At 73.0% G+C, this 25,085-nt stretch carries 17 protein-coding genes and 1 pseudogene; 12 read left to right on the top strand and 6 right to left on the bottom strand.

Features of this window, described 5'->3' with window-relative positions; genetic code table 11:
- Window positions 1-20: 20 nt before the first annotated feature.
- Together ctaD and AB0K60_RS03060 are read right to left on the bottom strand one after the other, a co-directional pair.
- Window positions 21-1,688 carry a cytochrome c oxidase subunit I gene (gene ctaD, locus AB0K60_RS03065; RefSeq protein ID WP_364047928.1) on the bottom strand — a complete coding sequence of 556 codons (1,668 nt, stop codon included), beginning with the start codon at window positions 1,686-1,688 and terminating at the stop codon, window positions 21-23.
- 1,019 nt (window positions 1,689-2,707) lie between these two features.
- On the bottom strand, window positions 2,708-5,995 hold the full coding sequence (locus AB0K60_RS03060) for a CHAT domain-containing protein (RefSeq protein ID WP_364047926.1): 3,288 nt from the start codon (window positions 5,993-5,995) through the stop codon (window positions 2,708-2,710).
- Between the two features lie 136 nt (window positions 5,996-6,131).
- Between AB0K60_RS03060 and AB0K60_RS03055 the strand changes: the two genes are divergently transcribed.
- From AB0K60_RS03055 to AB0K60_RS03030, 6 genes are all read left to right on the top strand, one after another.
- Window positions 6,132-7,550 carry a S8/S53 family peptidase gene (locus AB0K60_RS03055; protein WP_364047924.1) on the top strand — a complete coding sequence of 473 codons (1,419 nt, stop codon included), beginning with the start codon at window positions 6,132-6,134 and terminating at the stop codon, window positions 7,548-7,550.
- Between the two features lie 54 nt (window positions 7,551-7,604).
- Window positions 7,605-8,318, top strand: a complete 714-nt coding sequence (locus tag AB0K60_RS03050) for a sigma-70 family RNA polymerase sigma factor (protein ID WP_364047922.1) — start codon at window positions 7,605-7,607, stop codon at window positions 8,316-8,318.
- A 55-nt stretch (window positions 8,319-8,373) separates the two neighbouring features.
- On the top strand, window positions 8,374-8,832 hold the full coding sequence (locus tag AB0K60_RS03045) for a hypothetical protein (protein WP_364047920.1): 459 nt from the start codon (window positions 8,374-8,376) through the stop codon (window positions 8,830-8,832).
- Between the two features lie 101 nt (window positions 8,833-8,933).
- On the top strand, window positions 8,934-10,568 hold the full coding sequence (locus tag AB0K60_RS03040; RefSeq protein ID WP_364047918.1) for a serine/threonine-protein kinase: 1,635 nt from the start codon (window positions 8,934-8,936) through the stop codon (window positions 10,566-10,568).
- Window positions 10,569-10,601: 33 nt separating this feature from the next.
- On the top strand, window positions 10,602-12,194 hold the full coding sequence (locus tag AB0K60_RS03035; RefSeq protein ID WP_364047916.1) for a carboxyl transferase domain-containing protein: 1,593 nt from the start codon (window positions 10,602-10,604) through the stop codon (window positions 12,192-12,194).
- Window positions 12,195-12,196: 2 nt separating this feature from the next.
- Window positions 12,197-14,329, top strand: a complete 2,133-nt coding sequence (locus tag AB0K60_RS03030; RefSeq protein ID WP_364047914.1) for a biotin carboxylase N-terminal domain-containing protein — start codon at window positions 12,197-12,199, stop codon at window positions 14,327-14,329.
- A gap of 113 nt (window positions 14,330-14,442) precedes the next feature.
- On the opposite strand, the pseudogene AB0K60_RS03025 reads toward AB0K60_RS03030, so the two are convergent.
- Window positions 14,443-15,256, bottom strand: a pseudogene (locus AB0K60_RS03025) (cytochrome P450); the annotation flags it as partial.
- 447 nt (window positions 15,257-15,703) lie between these two features.
- Between AB0K60_RS03025 and AB0K60_RS03020 the strand changes: the two are divergent.
- The 3 genes from AB0K60_RS03020 (at window position 15,704) to AB0K60_RS03010 (ending at window position 18,882) form a co-directional block, all read left to right on the top strand.
- A complete protein-coding gene (locus AB0K60_RS03020) occupies window positions 15,704-16,660 on the top strand; it encodes a D-alanine--D-alanine ligase family protein (protein WP_364047912.1) in 957 nt (318 codons plus the stop codon).
- Window positions 16,657-18,036, top strand: coding sequence for a UDP-N-acetylmuramoyl-tripeptide--D-alanyl-D-alanine ligase (gene murF / locus AB0K60_RS03015; RefSeq protein ID WP_364047910.1), 1,380 nt, complete (start codon window positions 16,657-16,659; stop codon window positions 18,034-18,036). Before AB0K60_RS03020 ends, murF begins: the two co-directional genes overlap by 4 nt.
- 153 nt (window positions 18,037-18,189) lie before the next feature.
- Complete coding sequence (locus tag AB0K60_RS03010) at window positions 18,190-18,882, top strand: aspartate/glutamate racemase family protein (RefSeq protein WP_364047908.1); 693 nt, start codon at window positions 18,190-18,192, stop codon at window positions 18,880-18,882.
- Between the two features lie 295 nt (window positions 18,883-19,177).
- Here the strand turns inward: AB0K60_RS03010 and AB0K60_RS03005 are convergent, their stop codons facing one another.
- The 3 genes from AB0K60_RS03005 to vanY-N form a co-directional block, all read right to left on the bottom strand.
- Window positions 19,178-19,300 (bottom strand): hypothetical protein, encoded by a 123-nt coding sequence (locus tag AB0K60_RS03005; protein WP_364047906.1) that lies wholly within the window; start codon window positions 19,298-19,300, stop codon window positions 19,178-19,180.
- A gap of 55 nt (window positions 19,301-19,355) precedes the next feature.
- Window positions 19,356-21,407, bottom strand: a complete 2,052-nt coding sequence (locus AB0K60_RS03000; RefSeq protein ID WP_364047904.1) for an ATP-binding protein — start codon at window positions 21,405-21,407, stop codon at window positions 19,356-19,358.
- A 159-nt stretch (window positions 21,408-21,566) separates the two neighbouring features.
- Complete coding sequence (gene vanY-N / locus AB0K60_RS02995; RefSeq protein ID WP_364047902.1) at window positions 21,567-22,139, bottom strand: D,D-peptidase/D,D-carboxypeptidase VanY-N; 573 nt, start codon at window positions 22,137-22,139, stop codon at window positions 21,567-21,569.
- Between the two features lie 319 nt (window positions 22,140-22,458).
- Between vanY-N and AB0K60_RS02990 the strand changes: the two genes are divergently transcribed.
- The 3 genes from AB0K60_RS02990 to AB0K60_RS02980 are packed head-to-tail and all read left to right on the top strand — an operon-like array spanning window position 22,459 to window position 25,065.
- Window positions 22,459-23,133 (top strand): response regulator transcription factor, encoded by a 675-nt coding sequence (locus AB0K60_RS02990; RefSeq protein ID WP_364047900.1) that lies wholly within the window; start codon window positions 22,459-22,461, stop codon window positions 23,131-23,133.
- Window positions 23,134-23,140: 7 nt separating this feature from the next.
- On the top strand, window positions 23,141-24,571 hold the full coding sequence (locus tag AB0K60_RS02985; protein ID WP_364047898.1) for a HAMP domain-containing sensor histidine kinase: 1,431 nt from the start codon (window positions 23,141-23,143) through the stop codon (window positions 24,569-24,571).
- A gap of 8 nt (window positions 24,572-24,579) precedes the next feature.
- Entirely contained in the window at window positions 24,580-25,065 is a 486-nt protein-coding gene (locus AB0K60_RS02980; RefSeq protein WP_364047896.1) for a hypothetical protein, read from the top strand.
- The last annotated feature ends 20 nt before the right edge of the window (window positions 25,066-25,085 follow it).

Here is a 25,085-nt window from a genome sequence, read left to right as displayed (position 1 = left end):
CCGCGAGGTCATTCCGACGATCATCTTCGTCGCTCGGGCACCTGCATCCGCTCGGGCAGGCCCCAGCGCATGTCGAACACGGGCCGCTCGGACCGGATGACGGGCAGCCGCTTGAAGTTGTGCCGGGGCGGCGGGCAGGAGGTGGCCCACTCCAGGGAGTTGGCGAAGCCCCAGGGGTCGTCGACGGTGACCCGGGGGCCCTTGCGGGCGGTGTACCACAGGTTGACCAGGAACGGCAGCGTGGACAGGCCCAGCAGGAACGCGCCGATCGTGGAGATCAGGTTCAACGTGGTGAAGCCGTCGGCGGCCGAGTAGTCGGCGTACCGGCGGGGCATGCCGCTCGCCCCGAGGAAGTGCTGGACCAGGAACGTCAGGTGGAAGCCGACGAACAGCGTCCAGAAGTGGATCTTTCCCAGCCGGTCGTTGAGCATCTTCCCGGTGAGCTTGGGCCACCAGAAGTAGAACCCGGCGAACATCGCGAACACCACCGTGCCGAAGAGCACGTAGTGGAAGTGCGCCACGACGAAGTAGCTGTCGTGGACGTGGAAGTCCAGCGGCGGCGAGGCGAGGATGACCCCGGTCAGCCCGCCCAGCAGGAACGTCACCAGGAACCCGACCGCGAACATCATCGGCGTCTCGAACGTGAGATGCCCCCGCCACATCGTGCCCACCCAGTTGAAGAACTTCACCCCGGTCGGCACCGCGATCAGGAAGCTGAGCAGCGAGAAGAACGGCAGCAGCACGCGCCCGGTGGCGAACATGTGGTGCGCCCAGACGGTCATCGACAGGCCGGCGATGGTGATCGTGGCGGCGACGAGCCCGGTGTACCCGAAGACCGGCTTGCGGCTGAACACCGGGATGACCTCGGTGATGATGCCGAAGAACGGCAGCGCCACCACGTACACCTCCGGATGCCCGAAGAACCAGAACAGGTGCTGCCACAGCAGCGGCCCGCCGGTCTCGGGGTCGAAGATGTGCGCGCCGAGCCTGCGGTCGGCGGCGAGCACGAGCAGGGCGGCGGCGAGCACCGGGAAGGCCATCAGCACCATCAGGCTGGTGAGCAGCACGTTCCAGGTGAAGATCGGCATGCGGAACATGGTCATGCCGGGCGCGCGCATGCAGATGATCGTGGTGACGAAGTTGACCGAGCCGAGGATCGTGCCGAGCCCCGCCAGCGCGAGCCCCATGATCCACAGGTCGTGGCCGATTCCCGGCGAGTACGTCAGCGACGACAGGTTCGCGTACCCCGTCCAGCCGAAGGCCGCCGAGCCCTCCGGCGTGAGGAAGCCCGCCAACGTGATCAGCCCGCCGAACAGGAACAGCCAGTAGCTGACCATGTTGAGCCGGGGGAACGCCACGTCGGGCGCGCCGATCTGCAGCGGCATCACCGCGTTGGCGAACCCGGCGAACAGCGGGGTCGCGAACAGCAGCAGCATCAGCGTGCCGTGCATGGTGAACATCTGGTTGTACTGCTCGTTGCTGACGAACTGGAGCCCCGGCTGGGCCAGCTCGGCGCGGATCACCATCGCCATGACGCCCGCGATCAGGAAGAACACGAACGAGGTGATCAGGTAGAGATGGCCGATCACCTTGTGGTCGGTCGTTGAGAGCCAGTCGGCGAGGATCGCGCCCGTGCCGCGCCTGGCGGGCGCGCCCACCGGGCTCGGCGGTCGCTCCACAGTAGTCACGACGCCTCCTTGCGCATCTCCCCGCGCCGTTCCCGAGGACAGACCACGCAAACCAGAGATCTGTGATGTATCAGGCCCCTACCTGGCGACTCTGTATGGACAAGTCACCACCTCGGGAGTCGTACATGCATGTTCCTCATGCTCCTGCCGTCGGGGCCCTGACACTCGCCGACGGGCCCCGCCGGCGGTCCGGGGAACGGCAGGACGGCGACCGGGGCGAGGTGACGCGGGGTCGCTCCGGGGCGGGAATTCCCAACCTGGCCGAAGAGGCGGTCGTCCAGGCCCTTCTCCCCCGGAGCGACTCCATGAGCGGTGCCCGCGTGACCGGAACTCACACCCCCGGCATCCGCGTGGGCGCCGCTCGCCCGGCCCGTCCCGTCCCCGGCGTGGGGCAGGGCGCGGCGATCCCGCCCGGCGGGTTCGCGCGCCCGCCGGCGGCGCGGCGGCCGGTCGTCGTGCGACGGCACGGGCAGGCGTCCCGGTCCGTCCGCGCACCTCGGCGGGCTCCGCGCCCGCCCGTGCCGGACGCCGGTCCGCCACCCGGGCACGCATTCGGCGGGGTTGCCGCGGGGGCCTCCGACGGATACGTGCCGGCCCGGGGCGCCGGACGCCGCCGCACCCGCGGGGGTGCCGCGCGGTCCACGCGCGGTCCTCACGCGGTCCCGTCACCGCCCGACGGACGCCGGGCACGCCGTCCGCGGCCGCGGGCGGATGCTCCCGGCCCGGCGGCGTCCCCACCGTCGTCCCCGCCATCGGCCGCGCCGTCGTCCGCAACGGGGTTCACGCGGGGTTCCCGACGGGGTTCATCACGGGGGCCATCACGGGGGCAACGACGGGGGTGCCGCCCGCCGACCGTGGAGGGAGGTACGCGAGGCCGTCGCCCGAAGATCAGAGGGGGTCGGGCGAAGTCCTCGCCGCCACCGCCACGGTGAGCGGGAGAGCCGGTCCGGCTTCCGGGCAGGGAGCCGGAACCGATGGGCGGTGTGGCGCCCGCCGGGCGTCCGGGAGTCCGGTGGGTGTCACACTGCCCCCATCACCGTGAAGGACCAGCCGGTCGCGAGATGCAGAGGGTCGTCCGACGCACTCCGCCTGGCGTCGCGCATCGCCTCGGCGAGCGTCGCGCCCTCCCCCAGGCGCTCGTGCAGGACGAGCATGAGCGGCACGACCGCCTCGTCGTTCACCGGCACCAGGCAGGCGGCGAGCCCGGCGGTGCCGAGCGGAAACAGCGCGGCGGCCAGGCCGAGCAGCTCGTCCGCGCCGACCGAGGCGAGCCGCCCGGAGTCACAGCTCGGCAGGATCAGCCGGTACGGCGCGCGCCGCAGCCGCTCGAAGTCGTGCACGGTCAGCGGCCCGTCATCCATCCGCAACGAGGAGAACAGCGGGCTGTCGGCCCGAAACTCCCCGTGCGCGGCGATGTGCGCCAGCCAGGCCCCGTCGATCGCCTCCAGCACCGCCCCGGTCTTCGCCGCACCGCCCGTCAGAACCCGGGCACGCGCTTCGGGGACCCCACCGGACGAGAGGCCGAAATTTGCCCGTCCGGCGGTTCCGTGACCGAACGCGCGACGCGGGTCGTCCCCGGCCTCCGGCTCGGCCCCCGGACGGGGATCGGCGTCCGGAACGCGACCGGGGACCGACGACGGCCCTGACCCCCCGGCCACCACCGAATGATCGAAACCCGGACGACGACCATCGTCCGCGACGGCCTCGGAGCGGTCGCCGAAGCGGGGATCGACGTCCGGAACGCAACCGGGGACCGGCGACGGCCCTGACCCCCCAGCCCCCACCGGACGATCGAAACCCGGACGACGGCCGTCGCCCGCGACGGCCTCGGAGCGGTCGCCGAAGCGGGGATCGACGTCCGGAACGCGACCGGAGGCCGACGACGGCCCTGACCCCCCAGCCACCGACCGATGATCGAAACCCGGACGACGACCATCGTCCGCGACGGCCTCGGAGCGGTCGCCGAAGCGGGGATCGACGTCCGGAACGCGACCGGAGGCCGACGACGGCCCTGACCCCCCGGCCCCCACCGGATGATCGAAACCCGGACGACGGCCGTCGCCCGGGACGGCCTCGGAGCGGTCGCCGGAGTGGGGAGCGGCGTAGCGTGCCGCGAGGGCGGGGAGTTCGGCGGCGCGGCTGCGCAGGCCGGGGCCGCCGACGAGGACGACGTCCCGGTGCGGGGGCGGTACGGCGGAGCGGGCCGCCAGCCAGGCCCCGGCGGACGGGCAGACGCTGACGGCGGCGTCGCGCAGGGCGGGCAGCAGCGCCCACGGGACGCCGTGCAGACGGCCGGGCGGGACCACGACGACGGGTCCGTCGCCGAGATGCCGGGCGGCCGGGCCGAGCAGGACCTCCTGTAGCCGGGTCGCCGTCGCCTCGAGGACGTCGATGCGGTGGCCGGGCGGGCGGCCGTAGGCGAGGCGGCGCAGCAGGGAGCGGGCGTACTCGACCTCGCCGACCGCCTCCGCGAGGGTGCCCGCCTCCCACCGCTGCACCCGGCCCGAGGCGCACACCAGCACGTGCAGCCGGCCGGCGATGCTGACGATCTCGACCAGGGTGGTGTGGGAGCCGAGCGCGGCCAGCAGCTCCCCGGGGTCGAGGCGGCGGGGGTCGGAGCCCCGGCTGCCGGGGACGCGCAGGGTGCGGGCGCGGATCGCGCGTTCGAGCCGCCGCTGCTCGCGCAGCAGGGCGGCGGGCGGCGCTCCCCCGTCCCTGCCGCTCTCCAGCCGGCCGGTCACCTCACGGAACGCGGTCAGCTCGCCGCGCAGCTCGCGGTCGTCCGGCGGGGACACCGACGGCACGGCGAGCGCAGTCGCCCGCCAGCGCTCGCTCCACGCCAGCAGGTCCCGGGATCGGCCGGAGGCGAGGCAGGTCCGCTGCGCGAGCGCGGCCAGCTCGGCCCCCTGGGCGGCGGCGAGGGCGCGCAGCTCCGAGGCGCCGAGCGTGAGCCGATGCTCGTCGAGCAGGTCGAGCCCGCGTCGGCAGGCGTGCAGGACGCGCCGGGTGTTCCCGGCGGCGTGGGCGCGCAGCGCCTCGGCGAGCCAGCCCTCGGCCCTGGACATCACCGGGCCGCGCAGCCGGGCGCGGGCGGCCTGCGCCAGGTGCAGGTCGGCCCGCGCGGCGCGGCCCAGCGCCAGCGCCGTACGGCCCGCGAGCAGGTGGGCGCGCACCGACTCCGGCGACCCGAGCGCGGCCAGCCGCTCCGCGACCGCAGCGGCCTCGCCGACGAGCCGCCCGGACGCGTCCCCGGCCGCGAACCGGGCCTGCAGCAGGACCAGCCGGGCGTGCGCCCGCCACCAGTCGCGCCGCTGCCGGGCGAACAGCCGGGCCGCCTGGCCCGCCCGGGCGATCGCCGTACCGGGGTCGTGGGCGGCGAGCGCGGCGCGCGCGGCGATGAGCAGCAGCTCGGCCCGGCGGGTGGCCTGGCCGCCGAGCCGCGCGATCGCCTCGTCGGCCTCGGCGAGCGCGTCGCGGGCCAGCCCGGCGGCGAGCAGGACCGCGCACCGGTCGGCGCTCAGGTCGGGCGCGGGCGTGCCGAGCGCCGCGAAGCGCTCGGCCGCGTCCTCCAGGTGGCCGAGCGCCGCGGGCAGGTCCCCGAGCCGGAAGGCGGCGATCCCGCGGTTGTGCACGGCGACGGCGATGTCGTGCTGCTGGTCGGTGGTGGCCCACAGGGCCTCGGCCGCGCGGAGGTCGGCGTCGGCGGCCTCGGTGCCGCCGAGGGCGAGGTGGATGAGGGCGCGCAGGGTGAGCGCACGCGCCGTGTAGATCACGTCGTCGGCCGCCCGCAGGAGGGGGACGGCGCTGCGCAGGTCGGCGAGCGCCTCCCCGTGCCGCCCGAGGATGTGCAGCGCGCCGCCGCGCCGGAACAGCACCCGTCCGGCCGTCCTGCCGCCCGGCCTGCTCCCCGGCTTGGCCGCCGACGCGGCCCCCGGTTTGGTTCCTGGTTTGGTTCCTGGGGGTTTGGTGCCCGGTTTGGTCCCCACTTTGGCACCCGATTTGGTCACGGCCTCGTCGAGCCGCCGCAGCCCCCGTCCCGTACGGCCCGCCATCACGTGGGCGACGCCGAGCGTGGCCAGCACGTCGGCCTCCCGGTCGCAGGACCGGGAGCGGCGGGCGTACCTCAGCGCGAGCCCCAGTTCCCGGAAGGCCTCCTCCAGGTCGCCGAAATCCCGTTGGAAAATCCCGAGAACCTGATGCGCGATCGAGGCGTCATAAGGGGACGGCGATCTTCCGAGCAGCGCCCTGGCCGCGGACACCGCCACTTTCGGGCGGGAGAAGACCATGTCCGGCAGGTCGCCAGTCACGGGGGGAGATGCTAGACGTGATCTGCCGATGTGTCCACGCGACCCTGTCCGCATTCGAAATCGGCATGGGCGGTATCAGAAATCCCTCCGGTGGCTCTAAGCAAGCGGACCACAACCATCACGGAAGGTCACTTCAATGACAACAACACCACCGGAATCAGGCGATGGCGACGCGCGATTCTGGGAGCAGCTGCGGCTCGTGCGGGAGGCGGGCATCGACGTCGAGGTCGGCCCTCCGGGCGTGGCCCCGGGCTCGGGCCTGACCCCCGGATACGTCTACGAGCGCGGCTGCCTGCTGATCCGCGACCGTGTCGTCGCCGACGTCTCCAGCCTCGTGCCGGGCGCCGAGGTGATCGGCAGCCCGCTGCCGGGCGTCACCAAGGTACGCATCGACGAGCCCGTGCCCGAGGCGATGGCCCGCCTCGACACCACCATGCTGGCGGGGCGCCCCGGCCGCGGCCTGGTCTCCCCCAACCACCTGATGTTCATCACCCCCGTCAACCTCTGCCCCGGCGACGAACCGCTCGCGGTCGCCGCGGACACCGCGCCGTTCCCCGCGCACGCCGAGGGCGCCGACGGCCAGGACGTCTCCGTACTGGTGATCGACACCGGCCTGCTGCGGGACGTCGAGGACCCGGACTACATCGCCGCCCACCCCTGGCTGGCCGGCGTCGACGCCGTCGACGGCGGCTACGACCAGCGGCCCGGCCAGAACGGCCGGATCCGCCACTACACCGGGCACGGCACGTTCGTCGCCGGAGTGCTGCGCTGCGTCGCGCCCGGCGCGTCGGTCGCGGTGTCGAACGCGCTCGTCAACGTGGGCGCCATCCTGGAGGATCGACTCGGCGCGGTCCTGCTCGACGCGCTGCCGCAGGACGGGCCGTGGCCCGACGTGATCAGCCTCTCGGCCGGGGCGAAGACCTGGGACGGGCGCCCGCCGATCGGACTGGACCCGTTCATCCGGCGGCTGAGCTCGGGCACCGGCACCGTGCTCGTCGCCGCCGCGGGAAACCACGGCGAGGACGTCCCGTTCTGGCCCGCCGCCTACGCCGGGCCCGCCGCGGGCGCCGCGCTGGGCATGGGCACCGGCCCGATCCCGGGCGTGGTCTCGGTGGGCGCGCTGCGGGACCCGGAGAACGGCGTCGGCCGCGCCTGCTTCAGCAACCACGGCGACTGGGTCAGCGTCTACGCGCCCGGCGAGCGGCTGATCAACGCCTACGCCCAGGGCGTGTACGAATACCTGCACTCGTCCTTCTCCTCCTGCCGGTACGCCTCGCCCGCGCTCTACCAGGGCTGCACCTGCGTCACCCCGTCCCGCTCCGGCTCGCTGTCCGGGGCCGGCCCGGCCGACCAGGACAAGTTCGAGGGCATGGCCGCCTGGAGCGGCACCTCCTTCGCCACGCCGATCGTCGCGGCCCGGATCGCCGCGCTCACCTCGCGGATCTGGCGGGAGACCGGGGTCAGGGACGCGCGCGCCGCCGCCGAGCGACTGCTGGCCTCGCTGCACGTGATGGAGGACTGCGCCGACGGACTTCCGCTGCCGGTTCTGCCGTAAGCGATGATCCTGCTGCGGGCGGCGCTCTGTGCGCCGTACGATGAGCATCCCGCCTTGAGGACATCGGTTGTGCACAACGATTCGGCCAGCGGCTCGGTCAGCCACGCTCCCTGCGACATCACACGCCCGCAGGCGGGCGAAGCGAGAGGAGAGCCGGCGAGAGGAGAGCCGGGCGGTGCCGTCAGCGCCCTCGTCAACGCGGCGGCCCGTGGTGACGCCTCCGCCTGGGAGGCGCTCGTCGAGCGCTTCTCCCCGCTGGTCTGGTCGGTCATCCGCGCGCACCGCCTCGCCGACGCCGACGTTGAGGACGTCTGGCAGATCACCTGGTTCCGGCTGACCTCGAACCTTCACAAGATCAAGGATCCGGAACGGGTCGGCGCGTGGCTGGCGAGCACCGCGCGGCACGAGGCGCTGCGCCTGATCCGCACGAGCCGGCGGGTGACCCCCGTCGAGGACCTGGACACGGTGTCGCCGTGGGTGAACCACCACTCCCCCGAGTCCCCCGAGCAGGCTGTGCTCGAATCCGAGCAGGCTGCCGCGGAGGCCGAGCGGCTGCAACGGCTCGGGGAGGCGTTCGAATTGATGCCCGAGCGCTGCCGGCGGCTGCTTCGCCTGCTCATGGCCACCCCGCCGCCCAGCTACCACGAGATCTCCGAGGCGCTCGGCATGCCGGTGGGCAGCATCGGGCCGACCCGCGCGCGATGTCTCGACTGCCTGCGCAAGATCATGGCCGGTGAGACGCCGAGGACCCGGCATAGGGCCCGATAGAAGGCCCGATAGAGGGCGGATGGTTCGGAACGAGAGCTAGGGGGAGGGGTCCGCCATGTCAGACGACGCCGGTCTCGAGATCGGTCTCGAGGAGGAGCTGCGCCGTGCCGCCCGTCTCCTCGATCCCGTCCCCGAGCGTCTGATCCGGGAGGCCAAGTACGCCTTCGCCTTCCACACGATCGACGCCGAACTGGCCGAGCTCACCTTCGACTCGCTCGACCCCGAGCACGCCGCGGCGGTGCGCGGCGCGGGCGGGCCGCGGCTGCTGACGTTCGAGTCGGCCACCCTCACCGTCGAGATCGAGATAACCGAGTACGGCGACGCGCGGCGGCTGACCGGCCAGCTCAGCCCGCCGCGCCCCGCCGACATCGACCTGCGCTGCCGCCATCGGGAGAGAACGATCCACGCCGACGACCTCGGCCGGTTCGCCTGCGACGACCTCCCCGCGGGGCTGCTCGGGGTGCGGTGCCGTACGGCGGAGGAGACCGTGGTCACCGACTGGGTGGCCATCTAGAGGAAAGGTCTCAAGTTAGAGACGCCACACGGACCTGACGGGCCACACTGGTAGCGTTCCATCCCAGGTGTCATGATTGTGGGTTCATTCGGGGGGATGGGGTGACGCAGCCGCTCACGGCGGAGGACCCGCGTGTCCTGGGGGTCTACGAGCTGCTCGGGCGGCTGGGCGAGGGCGCGCAGGGCGTCGTCTATCTCGGCCGCACCCCCGCCGGGGAGCAGGTGGCGATCAAGCTGCTGCATCCCGGCACGGCGTCGGATCCGGTGACGCGCGAGCGGTTCCTGCGCGAGGTCGCGGTGGCGCGGCGGGTGGCCAGGTTCTGCACCGCGCCGGTGCTCCACGCCGACCTGGAGGGCAGCCGGCCGTACGTGGTCAGCGAGTACATTCCCGGGCCATCGCTGCGTACGCTGGTGGAGCGCGAGGGGCCGCGGCGCGGGGCCGCGCTGGAGCGGCTGGCGATCAGCACCGCGACCGCGCTCGCCTCGATCCACCGGGCGGGCGTTCTGCACCGCGACTTCAAGCCCGCGAACGTGCTCATCGGGCCGGAGGGCCCGGTGGTCATCGACTTCGGCATCGCCAAGGCGTTCGACCAGCCGGGATCCACCCGGTCGGGCATGGCGATGGGCACGCCGTCGTACCTGGCGCCGGAGGTGCTCGGCGGGCAGGAGGCGACGCCCGCCTCGGACGTGTTCTCGTGGGGCGTCACGATGGTGTTCGCCGCCACCGCCCGGCCCGCGTTCGGCAACGACTCGATCCCCTCGGTGATCACCCGGATCCTGCACGAGGAGCCGGACCTGTCGCTGATGGAGCCGCCGCTGCGGGACCTGGTGGCCGCCTGCCTGGCCAAGGATCCGGCGGCCCGGCCCACCGCCGAGCAGCTCGTCACCCACCTGACCGGGCAGCCCGCGCCGCCGCCCCCGGTGCCCGCGCCCAGGCCCGCCGCCCCCCGAACCCCGGGGACGCGGCGCGGGATCTTCGCCGGGATCGCGGCCGTCGCCGCCGCCCTGGTGCTGGCGGCGGGGACCGTGGTGTTCGCGCAGACCCGCCAGGAATCGGCCGCCCCCGCGCGGACTTCGCCCGCGGCCCAGGCCGCCGGCGGGCCGACCGGGCAGGCCACCGCCGCGCCCGCGCCGCCGAGCCCGACGCACCGGCCCCGCAGGACGCGTACGCCGGGCGCCCGGCGGTCGGCGCCCCCCGAGGCGCTGCCGCAGCGGGAACAGCCGGAGCCGACGGCCACCCGGGCGCGCAGGCGGACGCGCCCGAACCCGACGGGCTCGTCCCCGGCCCCGTCCAAGCCGCCCGCGTCCGAGCCGCCCCCGTCCGAGTCGCCGACCTCGAAGCCGCCGACCTCGAAGCCGCCGACCGCCAAACCGACGACCAAGCCCACCAGCCAGCCGAAACCGTCGCCGAAGCCCAACCCGTACACGGCGGCGGGCGTCTGCGGCTCCGGTTACAAGGTCATCGACAGCCACTCCTTCGGCAGCGCCACCACGTACCTGCTGTACCACGCGACGGCGAAGAAGAACTGCGTGATCACGCTCTCCCGGTACGTGGTGCCGGGCAAGATCGCGATGAGCGCGGTGCTCCAGGTGCAGGGCGGCGGGTCCGGCAGCGACAGCGGCAAGTACACCGCCTACGCCGGCCCCATCCGCCTGGCCGCCGCGAAGAAGTGCGTCATCTGGGGCGGCGGGTACGGCTCCAGCAGCTGGCGCAGCGGCTGGAGCCACTGCGGCTGACCCACGGCGCGCTTACCGAGTATTGTTCGGTTCGTGAGTGTGATCACAAGCCGCCTGGACGCCGCGTCGTACGCGGCGCGGCGCGAGGCCATGCTGGCCAAGCTCGCCGACCTGGCGGCCGAGCAGGCCAAGGCGGTCGCCGGCGGCGGGCCCAAGTACGTCGAGCGGCATCGCCGGCGGGGCAAACTGCTCGCCCGCGAGCGGGTGGAGCTGCTGGTGGACCCCGGTTCGCCGTTCCTGGAGCTGTCGCCGCTGGCCGCATGGGGCACCGACTTCCCGGTCGGCGCGAGCGTGGTCACCGGCATCGGCGTCATCGAGGGCGTCGAGTGCGTGATCACGGCGAACGACCCCACCGTGCGCGGCGGCGCGTCGAACCCGTGGACGCTGCGCAAGACGCTGCGGGCCGCCGACATCGCGCTGCGCAACCGCCTGCCGTACGTGAACCTGGTCGAGTCGGGGGGCGCGGACCTGCCCACCCAGAAGGAGATCTTCATCCCCGGCGGCCAGGTCTTCCGCGACCTGACCCGGCTGTCGGCGGCGGGCATCCCCACGATCGCCCTGGTCTTCGGCAACTCCACCGCGGGCGGGGCGTACGTGCCGGGCCTGAGCGATCACGTGGTCATGGTCAAGGAGCGGGCCAAGGTGTTCCTCGGCGGCCCGCCGCTGGTGAAGATGGCCACCGGCGAGGAGTCCGACGACGAGTCGCTCGGCGGCGCGGAGATGCACGCCCGCGTCAGCGGCCTCGCCGACCACCTCGCCGTGGACGAGTACGACGCGCTGCGCATCGGCCGGAGCATCGTGCGGCGGCTGAACTGGCGCAAACTCGGCATCGCCCCCGCCGCGGACCCGCGCCCGCCGCGCTACGACGAGGACGAGCTGCTCGGCATCGTCCCGGAGGACCTGCGCGTGCCGTTCGACCCCCGCGAGGTGATCGCGCGCATCGTCGACGACAGCGACTTCGACGAGTTCAAGCCCCTGTACGGCGACAGCCTGGTGACCGGCTGGGCCACCCTGCACGGCCACCCGATCGGCATCCTCGCCAACGCCCGCGGCGTGCTGTTCAGCCAGGAGTCGCAGAAGGCCGCCCAGTTCATCCAGCTCGCGAACCAGACCCGCACGCCGCTGGTCTTCCTGCAGAACACCACCGGCTACATGGTCGGCAAGGACTACGAGCAGGGCGGCATCATCAAACACGGCGCCATGATGATCAACGCGGTGGCGAACTCGACGGTCCCGCACCTGACGATCGTGATGGGCGCCTCCTACGGCGCGGGCAACTACGGCATGTGCGGCCGCGCCTACGACCCCCGCTTCCTGTTCACCTGGCCGAGCGCGAAGTCGGCCGTGATGGGCCCGGCGCAGCTCGCCGGAGTGCTGTCCATCGTCGGCCGGGCGGCGGCCCAGGCGCGCGGCCAGGTCTACGACGAGGAGGCCGACGCCGCGATGCGGCAGGCGGTCGAGGCCCAGATCGAGGCCGAGTCGCTGCCGTTCTTCCTGTCCGGGCGGCTGTACGACGACGGGGTGATCGACCCGCGCGACACGCGTACCGTGCTCGGCATCTGCCTGTCCGCCATCGGCAACGCACCCCCCGGCGAGCCCGCCGGCTTCGGCGTCTTCCGGATGTGATCATGATCAAGAGCCTGCTGGTGGCGAACCGCGGCGAGATCGCCCGCCGCATCCTCCGCACCTGCCGCGACCTCGGCATCCGCACCGTCGCGGTGTTCTCCGACCCCGACGCCGCCGCGCCGCACGTGGCCGAGGCCGACGCCGCCGTACGGCTCGCCGGGGCGCGCCCCGAGGACACCTACCTCAACGTCAAGGCCATTCTCGACGCCGCCCGCGCGGCCGGGGCCGACGCCGTGCACCCCGGCTACGGCTTCCTGTCGGAGAACGCCGCCTTCGCCAGGGCCGTCGTCGAGGCCGGGCTCACCTGGGTGGGGCCGCCGCCGGAGGCGATCGAGGCGATGGGCTCCAAGATCTCCGCCAAGCGGCTGATGGCCGAGGCGGGGGTGCCGGTGCAGACCGTCCCCGACGACGCGTCCGCGATGACCATGCCGGTGATGGTGAAGGCCGCGGCGGGCGGCGGCGGACGAGGCATGCGCATCGTGCGCGACCACGCCGACCTCGCCGAGGCGATCGCGTCGGCCGAGCGGGAGGCGCTGGCGGCGTTCGGCGACGGAACCGTGTTCGTCGAGCCGCTGCTTGAGGGCGCGCGGCACATCGAGGTGCAGATCCTCGCCGACGCGCACGGCACGGTGTGGGCGCTCGGCGAACGCGAGTGCTCGATCCAGCGCCGCCACCAGAAGGTGATCGAGGAGACGCCCTCCCCCGGCGTAGGCGACGGCCTGCGGACGCGGCTGTGCGCGGCGGCCGTGGCGGCGGCGCGTGCGATCGGCTACGTCGGTGCGGGCACGGTGGAGTTCCTCGTTTCCAGCGACATTCCGGGCGACATTTCGGGCGACATTCCGGGCGGCATCTCGGGGGACCTCTCGGGGGACACCACCGAGGAAACCATCGCCTTCCTCGAAATGAACACACGGCTGCAGGTGGAGCATCCGATCACCGAGTGCGTGTACGGAATCGACCTGGTCAGGCTGCAGCTGGAGATCGCCGAGGGCGCGCGCCTGCCGGAAACCCCGCCGGTCCCGCACGGCCACGCCATCGAGGCCCGGCTGTACGCCGAGGACCCGTCCGCCGGATGGCGTCCGGAAAGCGGCGTCCTCCACCGCTTCGCCGTACCGGGGGTGGACGCCGAGTTCGGCCTCCCCACCGGCGACCGCCCCTTCCTGCGCCTCGACTCGGGCGTGACCGACGGCTCGGTGATCGGCACCCACTACGACGCCATGCTCGCCAAGGTGATCGCCTGGGCGCCGACCCGCGCGACCGCGCTCCGCCGCCTCACCGCCGCCCTCGCCGACGCCCGCCTGCACGGCGTACCCACCAACCGCGACCTGTTGCTGCGAGTGCTCGCCCACGAGGCGTTCCGCTCCGGCGCCACCCACACCGGCTTCCTCGACGAACACGCCCACCTGGCGACCACCCCACCCGACGAGAACACCGTCAAACTGTCCGCCCTGGCCGCCGCCCTCGCCACCGCGGCGGCCGACCGCCGCGCCGCCCCCGTACTCCGCGGGCTCCCCCTCGGCTGGCGCAACGTCCCCTCCCTCCCCCAGACGGCCGCCTTCCAGGGCCCATGCGGCACCGTCGAGGTCGCCTACCGCCTCACCCGCGACGGCCTGCACGCCGACGGCTTCGACGACGTCACCCTGGCCGACCTCTCCCCCGAGCAGGTGACTCTGGAATCCGCAGGCGTGCGGCACCGCTTTGACGTCGCCCGCCACGGCGACCCCCGCCACGGCCCCGCCCTCGTCCACGTCGACTCCCCGCTGGGCGCGGTACGGCTACGCCCCCTCCCCCGCCTGCCCGAACCCGCCGTCGAGATCGCCCCCGGCTCCCTGCTCGCCCCGATGCCGGGCACCGTCCTGCGCGTGGACGTCGCCCCCGGCGAGACGGTCGAGGCCGGACGCCCGGTGGTGGTCCTTGAGGCGATGAAGATGGAACATGTGATCGCCGCACCGATGACGGGCACCGTGTCGGCGGTGCACGTCACCCCCGGTCGGCAGGTCGAGGCCGGCGCGTTGCTCGCCCTCGTCGAGCCCGCGAAGGCCGAATCCGGCACCGCGTCGGACGAGTCGGACACCGCGACCGAACGGGCGGCCGATGCCGCGCCGGATGCGCCGCTACGATCCCCGTCGTCCTGATCCGTCGGCGGCTAGCAGCCCGCTCAGGTCCGCACGCGTCCGCACGTTGAGCTTGCGGTAGTTCCAGGTCGGCCGGAGATCGGCTCGGCCAGCGGTGGCGGCCGGGTCGGCGATTACGCGTCCCAGGTGACCGGAAGGCTCTTCACCCCGTAGATGTCCACTGTCTCCGGACGCAGGCTGACCTCATCGGCGGGTACGGCGAGACGCAGGGTGGGGAAGCGGTCGAACAGCGCGGGGAAGGCGACCCGCATCTCGACGCGGGCGAGTTGCTGTCCCAGGCACTGGTGGATGCCATGGCCGAAGGCCAGGTGGCCGCCGTCCTGCCGACGCAGGTCGAGCCTGTGGGGCTCGGGGAAGCGTTCGGGGTCGCGGTTGGCGGTGCTGAGGGACAGGATGACCGTCGTACCGGCCGTGATGGTGTGGCCACCCAGCTCGACGTCCTCCAGCGCGACCCGATGGAACTGCTTGGCGACGCTCAGATAACGCAGGATCTCTTCGACGGCCTGGTCCGCCAGCGTGTGGTCGGCGCGCAGCGCGGCCAGTTGCTCCGGGTTCCGCAGGAGGGCGAATGCCCAGCGCCAGCATGTTGGCGGTGGTGTCGAACCCGGCCGACAGCAGGATCAGGGCCATGCCCTGCAGCTCCTCATCGGTCAGGTCGCTGTCGAGCAGGTCGCTGAGCACGTCGTCGGTGGGGTTGGCGCGCTTGGCGGCCACCAACTCGGCGAGGTGCTCCTGGGTCGCCAGGTAGGCCGCGAACAGTTCCTCGTCACCGGCTTCTCCGCTGAGGAACTTGTCGATGTTCTCCTGGAAACGGCCCCGGTCCTCGTACGGCACGCCCAGCAGTTCGCAGATCGCGATGGCGGGGATGGGCTTGGCGAAGGCGGTCACCAGGTCGGCCGGCGGGCCGACCTTCTCCATGGCCAGTACCTAGCAACACCGAATGACCGGGATGCGAAGCGGAAGCTTGAGCGTGTGCGGGCATCCTGGCCGCTGTTCGTGAACGACCCGACTCGCCAGGAGCGGATTACCTACCTGCACGAACCCGTCGAATGACGGCGCGCGTACGGGCTGCGGCATCATGTCGGCGATCATCAAGGGCTTCGGCGTCGCGGGCCTGGAGACGGCTCAACCGGCCGCCGTGACCGCCGCCGGGTTGACACCAATGAAAACTCTACTTGCCGGGAATCAGCGGCCGGCTGCGGCGGACGGGGGGCGGGTCGGGGGCGTCCGCGTGGGCCACGGTCAAGAACTGGACAACGAATGGCCTGGGAACTGGACGGCCGGACGGCCGAGACTCGGCACGTTTGTCCCGCGACGGCGGACATCCGGTCGCCGGCGGTGCCGTCGCCGTACCAGCAAGGAAGGCAACCGATCGTGACCGAACGCGTACGGGTCGTTGTGCTGGCGGGCGGGCCGTCCGCCGAACACGAAGTGTCGCTGCAGTCGGCCCGGGCCGTGCTCGACGCCTTACCGAAGGACCTGTACGACCCCGACCTCGTCGTCATCGGCCGGGACGGCACCTGGCCGGTGGAGCTGCGGCGCGACGAGGTGGACGTGGTCTTCCCCGTGCTGCACGGGCCGTTCGGCGAGGACGGCGTGGTCCAGGGGCACCTGGAGACGCTCGGCATCCCGTACGTGGGCTGCGGGGTGCTCGCCTCGGCCGTGGCGATGAGCAAGGTCGCGATGCGGCACGCGTTCCTGGCCGAGAACATTCCGGTCACCCCGCATGTGTGGTTCACCGAGCACGAGTGGCGTACCGCGACCGACCACTGGAGCCTGGTGAAGTCGCTCGGCTGGCCGATGTACGTCAAACCGGCCAACATGGGCTCCTCCATCGGCGTCTCGCGGGTCACCTCGATGGAGGAGCTGCGCGCGGGCGTGGATCTGGCGCTGACCTACGACCGGGTGGTCGTCGTCGAGCAGGGCGTGACCGCCCGCGAGCTCATCTGCGGCGTGCTCGGCGGGTACGACGACGCGAAGGTTTCGGTGCCGGGCGAGCTCATCGTGCCCGGCGACTGGCTCGACTACACGGCCAAGTACCTCAGCACGGCCGAGATCGCCACCATCCCCACCGTGCTGCCGGAACGCGTGGCCGACGAGGTGCGCGAGCTGTCGCTGCGCGTGTTCCGGGCGATCGGCGGCTACGGCCTGGCCCGGGTCGACTTCCTCTACGAGGAGGACGCGGGACGCCTGTACGTACTGGAGGTCAACACCATGCCCGGTTTCACCCCCCGCTCGGTCTACGCGAGGGCGTGGGCCGCGAGCGGCGTCCCGTATCCGGAACTGCTGCGCCGGCTCATCGACCTGGCGTTCGCGAGGGGCCGCTCATGATCCCCATGACGCTTGAGGAGATCGCGCGGGCCGTCGACGCACGCCTGCACGACGTGCCCGACCCGCGGGCGGAGGTGACGGCCCCCTCGGCGGTCGACTCCCGCGAGGTGGTGCCCGGCGGCCTGTTCGTCGCCACGGCCGGCGCCAACGTGGACGGGCACGACTACGCGGCGAGCGCCGTCGAGAAGGGGGCCGTCGCCGTGCTCGCCGCGCGGCCCGTCGGGGTGCCCGCGCTCGTGGTCGAGGACGTCCAGTCCGCCCTCGGGCGGCTGGCCGCGCACATGCTGCGGCGCATCGACCCGACGGTGATCGGCCTGACCGGCTCGGTGGGCAAGACCACGACCAAGGACCTGCTGGCCCAGATCCTCGAACGGCACGCGCCGACGATCGCCACCGAGCGGTCGTTCAACAACGAGCTCGGGCTGCCGCTCACCGTGCTGCGCGCCGACGCCGCCACCCGGTACCTGGTGCTGGAGATGGGGGCGGCCCGCAAGGGCGACCTGACGTACCTGACCGGGATCGCCCCGCCGCGCCTCGGGCTCGTGCTCAACGTCGGCACCGCGCATGTGGAACGCATGGGCACCGGCCCGGCCGACGTGGCCGTGGCCAAGGGCGAGCTCGTCGAGGCGCTTCCCGCGGACGGGGTCGCGCTGCTCAACGCCGACGACCCGTACGTGTCGGGCATGGCCGGGCGCACCAAGGCCCGGATCCTGTGGTACGGACGGTCGGCGGAGGCGGAGGTCCGGGCCGAGGACGTACGGCTGGACGACGCGGCGCGGGCCGTGTTCGAGCTGGTGACGCCCTCCGGTCGCGCCCGGGTGCGGCTCGGCCTCATCGGCGAGCACCTGGTGGCCAACGCCCTGGGGGCCGCCGCGGTCGCCACCGCGCTCGGCCTCGGCGCCGCCGAGATCGCCGAGGGTTTGAGCGCGGCGCGACGCCGCTCGGCGGGCCGGCTGGAGATCGTCGAACGGCCCGACGACGTCACCGTCGTCAACGACGCCTACAACGCCAACCCCGATTCCATGCGGGCCGGGCTCCGCGCGGTCAAGGCGCTGGCCGGCGCCCGTCGCGCCGTCGCCGTGCTCGGCGGCATGGGGCAGCAGGCGGAGGCGTCCCGCGACCGGCACGCGGAAATCGGAAGGCTCGCCGCCGATCTCGGGTTCGATGTGCTGATCGCGGTCGGGCCGGGGGATCCGGTCGCGATCGCGGAGGCCGCGCGGGCCGCGGGCCGGGGCGTGGCCGTGCACACCGTCGAGGACGTGGACGCGGCCGTCAAGCTGGCCACCGCCCTTCTCGAACCGGGCGACGTGGTGTTCGTCAAGGCCTCCAGCGAGTACGGGCTCGGCGCCTGCGCCCGCGCGCTGGCGGGATCCTGACCGTCGCCGCGTCGCCGGGCCGGGCGTGACCCGGCCGGGTTCTCCCCGGCATGGCCGTACCTCAGAACGAACTCCCCTGAACGACCTCACACCTCTGAACGATCTCACACCTCGCCTGTCGCCCGGACGGCGCAGGCCGACGAACGGAGCCGCATGCGCACCATCGGTCTCATCGGCGGATTGAGCTGGGAATCCACGGTGATCTACTACCAGATCATCAACCAGCGAGTACGCGAGCGGCTCGGCGGCAGCCACTCCGCGAACAGCCTCATCTGGTCGGTCGACTACACGACGGTCGAGGACCTCATCTTCGCCGACCGCTGGGACGAGGTGGCCGCGATGCTGGCCGACGCGGGCCGGAGGCTGCAGGACGCCGGGGCCGAGCTCCTGCTCGTCTGCAGCAACACCTTCAGCCGGGTGAGCGACGACGTGGCACGGGCCACGAGCGTGCCCGTGCTGCACATCGCCGACTCCGTGGCCAACGAGGTCCGCGCCAGGGGGATGCGCAAGGTCGGCCTGATCGGCACGCGCTTCACGATGGAGCAGGCCTTCTACCGCGATCGGCTGGCCTCGCACGGCTTCGAGGTGATCGTGCCGCCTGCGGAGCAGCGCGAGCTGGTCCACCGCGTGATCTTCGAGGAGCTGGTACGCGGGGTGCTCAAGGAGTCGTCCAGGGACGCGTACGCCGAGATCATCGCCGAGCTCGCGGACGCCGGGGCCGAGGGCGTCGTGCTCGGCTGCACGGAGATCGAGCTCCTGGTTGACGAGAAGGAGTCCAGCATCCCGGTGCTGCCGAGCGCGCGGCTGCACGCGGAGGAGGCGGCCGCCCTGGCGCTGAGCGACTGAACGGCCGCTCCGCAGGCGGCGCGGGCGCTCAGCCGGGGTGCCCTGCCGCGCCCTCGCCGCACAGCTCCCGATGCCACAGCTCGGCACACACGCCTTCGATGCAGGCGGCACGGGCGCTCAGCCGAGGTGCCCCGGCGCGCCCTCGCCGCACAACCCGCGATGCCACAGCTCGGCACACACGCCTTCGATACAGGCGGCACGGGCGCTCAGCCGAGGTGCCCCGGCGTGCCCTCGCCGCACAGCTCCCGATGCCACAGCTCGGCACACACGCCTTCGATACAGGCGGCACGGGCGCTCAGCCGAGGTGCCCCGGCGCGCCCTCGCCGTACAACTCGCGATGCCACAGCTCGGCGCACACGCGTTCGATGCAGGCGGCACGGGCGCTCAGCCGAGGTGCCCCGGCGCGCCCTCGCCGCACAGCTCCCGATGCCACAGCTCGGCACACACGCCTTCGATGCAGGCGGCACGGGCGCTCAGCCGAGGTGCCCCGGCGCGCCCTCGCCGTACAACTCGCGATGCCACAGCTCGGCGCACACGCGTTCGATGCCGGCGGCCAGGTGGCGGCGGTAGGTGGTGAAGGGCAGGCCGAGGCGTTCCGCGGCGAGTTCCTTGGTGGGCGTGCCGCGCAGGAACGTTACAGACAGTGCGCGGTGGAACTTCACCGCCCGTGGGTCCTCGCGCAGGTCGTCGATCGCCTGGTGCAGGACGTCGCGCAGCGCCCTGGCGGGATCCTCGCCGTCGCGCTCGGCGACCAGCCGGGTGCGCGTCAGCGGAGAGGCGGCCAGCGCGTCGAGGCGCGGCATGCGGCGCAGCGCCTTGCGGACCGCGTCGGCGAACTCCGCCTGCGACAGCACCGCGAGCTGCGCCGTCGCGTCGCGCGGGCCGTCGGCCGCGCCGCGCGGCCGGTTCATCCGCGCCAGCCACGCCTGCGCGGGCACCGCGCGCCAGTCGTGGCCGAACAGCGTGTACGGCTCCTCCCCCAGCCGTGGCCGCTCGGCGAGGTCGCGCATGCCGTAATGCCGCAGCCGTTCCGCCCAGGCGTGGCCCGCGGACCGGACGGCCACATACGACCACGCCAGCCGCTCGGACCGCAGGCAGTCGCCGATGATCCGCCACAGGATCGCGTCCGTCACCGGCGAGTCCCCGCGGTACGGCGGCGGCGCCCATACTCGCCCGACCGCCAGATGCTCGCCCGCGCGCAGCGGCGTGGTGGCCCGCGCGTGCGCCCACGCCGCGGCCACGACGGGATCCGCCGCCAGCTCCTCCTCGTCGAGCTCGGTCAGGCGCAGCCACGCCGAGAAGGCCACCGTCTCGCCCGTCTCGGCCCGTCGGTACACCCGGAACGCCTCCGGACGGCGCTCCGCCCAGAAGGCGGCGCGGTCCGCCGACGCCGCGCCCTCCGCCGCCGTCGCCACGCGGAGCAGGGCGCCGAGGTCCTCCTGGCGCATCGGCTCCTGGTGGATCCCGCCCTCGTCGTGGCGGCCGTACGGGCCGGGCGGCCCGCCCCTGTCGCGGTACAGGTAGAGCAGCGCGGCCACGGCGTCGGCCACCTCCGCGTCGCCCGCCGTGCGCACCCGCTCCGCCAGGTGCGCGTGCAGGCGGTCGTGCAGCGCCGCGTGCCCTTCGGGGTCGCGCCAGCGCAGGTCCGCCTCGATCAGCTCGCGTACCACGTCGTGCGGGAACAGCCCGAGGTCGCCCGACTCCACGAACGGCTGCTTGCGCAGCCAGCAGAACAGCGTCCCGGCGTCCTCGGGCAGGACCGCCCGCAGCAGGGACTCGGTCGTCACGTACGCGTGCGCGCACACCTCCAAGGCGTGCCGATGCGCCGGCGACGGGGGCTCGCCCACCACTTGGTCGAGCAGGGCGGCCACCACGTCCTGGCTCGGCGTCCACCGCCCGAAGGCCGCGCCCTCCTTCGCCGCCGAGGCCGCCCCCAGCAGCAACGCCGGTGGATGACCACGGGCGAAGGCCAGCAGCGGTTCGCGCAGTTCGGACTGCACCCCGCAGCCGTCCAGCAGCGCCTGCGCGTCCGCGGGACGCAGGCCGCGCAGCCGCAGCACCCGCAGCGCGCCCACCCATCCCGGATCCGCCCGCCAGCGCATGTCCGGCGGCCGGCGACCCGCGATCACCACGACCGCCCCCAGGGGCGCCCGCGGCAGGAACCGCTCGCGCAGCCACCCCTCGACGTCCTGGATCCGTTCGAAGCCATCGATCAACAGCACCGCGTCCGGATCGCGAAGCGCCGGTCCGGCCGCGGCCTCGAACGCCGCCGGCGACGGCTCAAGCCCGCCCCCGTCCACGCGGAACACCGGCCGCCCCGCCGCCGCGGCCTCCTGCGCGAACCGCCGCAGCAGGGCCGATTTGCCGATGCCGCCGGGACCGTGCACGTACAGCACGCCGGGGCCGCCGTACAACGCCGCGCGGAAGGCCGCCAGCTCCTCCTCCCGTCCGACGAACGCCGTCTCACGCGCTGCGTCCAGGCGCCGCTCCAGCAGTTCGGGCTGGCCATTATTGCCCGATGACATCCTTTTTGAGCACCCCTCCGAGACTTTGGTGGCTATCGCCGGATAATTGCCGTGCCGACCCTTTGGTCACGTTGGTCGGATCCGGAGCCGTTCCGGGACGCCATTCCCCCGACGTCTTCCCTCAATCGCACATGCACATAACGTGAATGCGACCGCAAGCTAGATGTAATCCCCGTTCTCAAGGGCGTAGCCTACGCCGGGATGAGGCCGTCGCGGCGGTCGCTTTCCGCCACATTCCGGACGGTATTCAAAGTGCCACCACTCGTTGTCATAAATGCGGTAGAGGTGGTATCGCGCGCCGTGTTCCTCCAGCCAGTACGCGCCTTCGTGCGGGCGCACGTCCAGCGCGATGCCCTTCACGTGACCGGATTCGGCCGGCGGCAGCACGAGCATGCGCGCGGAGGCCGCCGAGCCGGAGCGGCGCACCTGCTCGTCGAACATCCGCTGCTGGACCTCGGGGTCGCGGTATCCCGACGTGAGGCCGAGGAGCTGGCCGTACCGCCAAAGCGCCGCGGTGCGCGCCGCGGTGAACGCCGCCAGGGCGCCGTCGGTGAGCCCGGTGAGGTCCTCGGCGGGGAATCGCATCCGCAGCGCCCAGTTGGCGGCCAGTTCGAGGGCGCGGCGAGGGTGCCGGACGAACGCCACGGGCAGCAGGAGCACGGCGAGCACCAGCGTGACGACGGCGAAAAACCGATCTCGTGGCCGCGCCGGAATGGTGCGTGGTTCGTTCATGGCGCCCACGATCGACGGTGATTATGCGCGCCGTGTCAGCCGAATGTCATCGTTCATCGACGGATGGGCCCCGGGCGTGACCGCGACACCACGGTGACACGACGTGACTCAAGGAGTGACATGATCCGACGGCGATACGACGGTGACACGACGATGACATGGCGGTGACGCCGCGCGGACATGACAGGGACAAGCTGGGACGACAAGCAGGTATACAAGCTGGTACGACAAGCCGGTACGACAAGCTTGGACGGTCGGCCGAACGCGGAATCGGCCGGCGAACTGGCGACCTACGGAGCGTGCTGTGATACTCGGCCACGTGCCCCGAGTCTTGTTGATCGAGGATGACCCGGCCGTACGGGAGGCGATCGAGCTGGCCTTGACCCAGCACGGGCACCAGGTACGCGCGGTGGAGTCCGGCGAACACGGGCTGGACCGGCTGCGCGCGGACCTTCCCGACGTCGTCGTGCTCGATTTGATGCTGCCCGGCATGGACGGATTCGACGTCTGCCGCCGCATCCGCGCCGCCGGCGAACTGCCGATCATCATGCTGACCGCGCGCGGCGACGAGGTGGACGTGGTGGCCGGGCTGGAGGCGGGCGCCGACGACTACGTGGTCAAGCCGGTGCAGCCCCGGGTGCTTGAGGCGCGCATTCGCGCGGTGCTCCGGCGCATCGGGCGGGACCACGCGGAGCTGGAGCGGCACAAGGACCTGACCATCGATCGGGCCGGGCTGGTGGTCACCAAGCACGGCGAGCCGGTCAGCCTCGCCCCGACCGAGCTGCGCCTGCTGCTCGAACTCTCCAGCACGCCGGGCCGGGTTTACAGCCGCCAGCAACTGCTGGAGTCGGTATGGGAGCACGGGTACTTCGGCGACTCGCGTCTCGTCGACGCGTGCGTGCAGCGATTGCGCGCCAAGATCGAGGACGACTCGACGGCCCCCGTCTACGTGCAGACCGTACGCGGATTCGGGTACCGGTTCGGGCCGGTATGAGCCGCCGGTGACGCCTCGGCCGAACCTCGGGCTGCGCGCACGGATGTTGTTCGCGTTCGCGCTGCTGTGCGTGGTCACGGCGGCGGCGGTGTCCGGCGGGATCTACGTCCAGGCCCGCAACGCCATCCTGCAGGCGGCCCAGGACTCGGCGGTGCAGATGGCGGTCAGCCGCCTGGAGACGGTCTACCCGCTGCGGAGCGCGACGCCGGGCCCGGACGAGCTCGCCGAGATCGCCCACGTGGTGACCGACCGGTACAACCTCGCGGTCGCCGTCTACGGCGACGCCCGATCGCCGTCCGGCCTGGACCCCGCGCTGGTTCCGCCGGAGCTGCGGCGCGCGGTGGCCGAGGGCGACCTCGCGTGGCAGCGCGTGGTGTGGCACGGCGCGCCCGTCCTGATCATCGGCACGCCGTTGCTGATCACCGATCGGGACCGGACGACGCGGCCGTCCGGCATCGAGGTCTACGCCGTGCGCAGCCTGCTTCCCGAGGAGCGCAGCATCGCCCGGCTCGCCGTGTCCGCCTGGGCCACCGGCGGCGCGGCCCTCGCCTTCGCCGTCGTCCTCGCGCTGCTCGCCACCCGCAGCGTGCTGCGCCCGGTGCGCGAGCTCGGCCGGGCGGCGCACCTGCTGGGCCAAGGCGAACTGCGTACCAGGATCGCGGTCCGCGGCTCCGACGAGCTGGCCAACGTGGCGCGTACGTTCAACACCACCGCGGCCGAGCTGGAACGGCACGTCAAGCAGCTGCGCGAGATGGAGGCCGACGCCCGCAGGTTCGTGGCCGACGTGTCCCACGAGCTGCGCACCCCGCTGGCCGCGCTCGCGGCGGTCGCCGACGTCCTCGACGAGCAGGCGTCCCGGCTGCCCGAGCCCGCGGGCAGGGCCGCCACACTGGTCAGCCAGGAGACGCTCAACCTCACCGTGCTGGTGAACGACCTCATCGAGATCAGCAGGTTCGACTCCGGCGTCGCGGCCCTCGCGCCGAACGACGTCGACGTGGTCGAGCTGGTGCGCGCGACCCTGCACACCCGAGGCTGGACGGAACGGGTGCGGACCGAGCTGCCGCCCACGGTGACGGCCCGGCTGGACCCGCGCCGCGTGGACGTCATCCTCGCGAACCTGGTCGGCAACGCCCTGCGGCACGGCGAGCCGCCGGTGACGGTGCGGCTCTCCGCCGGGCCGCAGCGGCTGACCGTGGAGGTCCGCGACCACGGACCGGGGCTGGACGAGGCGGTGCTGCCGCACGTGTTCGACCGGTTCTACAAGGCCAGCGCGTCCAGGGCCAGGTCCGAGGGAAGCGGCCTCGGGCTCGCCATCGCGCGGGAGAACGCGCGCCTGCACGGCGGCGACATCACGGTCGCCAACGCCCCGGACGGAGGCGCCGTCTTCACCCTTCACCTGCCGCGCCGTACCGGCGACACGGACGGAGAGCCCGGGTGAGGAACCGGATGAGGAACCGGATCGCCCGCCGCATGCTCGCGGCGGCCCTGGTCTCGCTCGTCGCCGTGGCCGGCTGCGGGGTACGGCCCAGCGGCGTCATCAGGGGCGGCGACCCCCCGAAGGGATCCGTCGCACGGGCCGCGACGATCACCCTCTACCTGGTGCGGGACGGCCGGGTGACCGCGGTGACGCGGCCGGGCGGCCGACCGCTGTCCCCGGCGGACACGCTCACGCTGCTGGCGGCCGGGCCGACCGAGCGGGAACGGGAGCAGGGGCTCACCTCCGAGGTCCCCTCGTCGGTCGGCCTGTTCTCCGTGGCCGTCAAGCCGGACGGGGGCCTGGAGGTGACCCTGTCCAGCCCGGTCGGCGAGCTGTCCACGCGGGCCGTCGAGCAGATCACCTGCACGGCCGCAGCCATAATGCGGGGAAGCACCGGCAAGGTCACCGTCACCGGCGGGGGGCGGAGCGTCGGCCCCCTGAAGTGTCCGGTATGAGGGAAAAGCGCTTTCGACCG

Origin of the sequence: Thermopolyspora sp. NPDC052614, assembly GCF_040678635.1 — a bacterium.
Lineage (GTDB): Bacteria > Actinomycetota > Actinomycetes > Streptosporangiales > Streptosporangiaceae > Thermopolyspora.
This window is presented reverse-complemented; position numbering and strand designations above follow the sequence as displayed.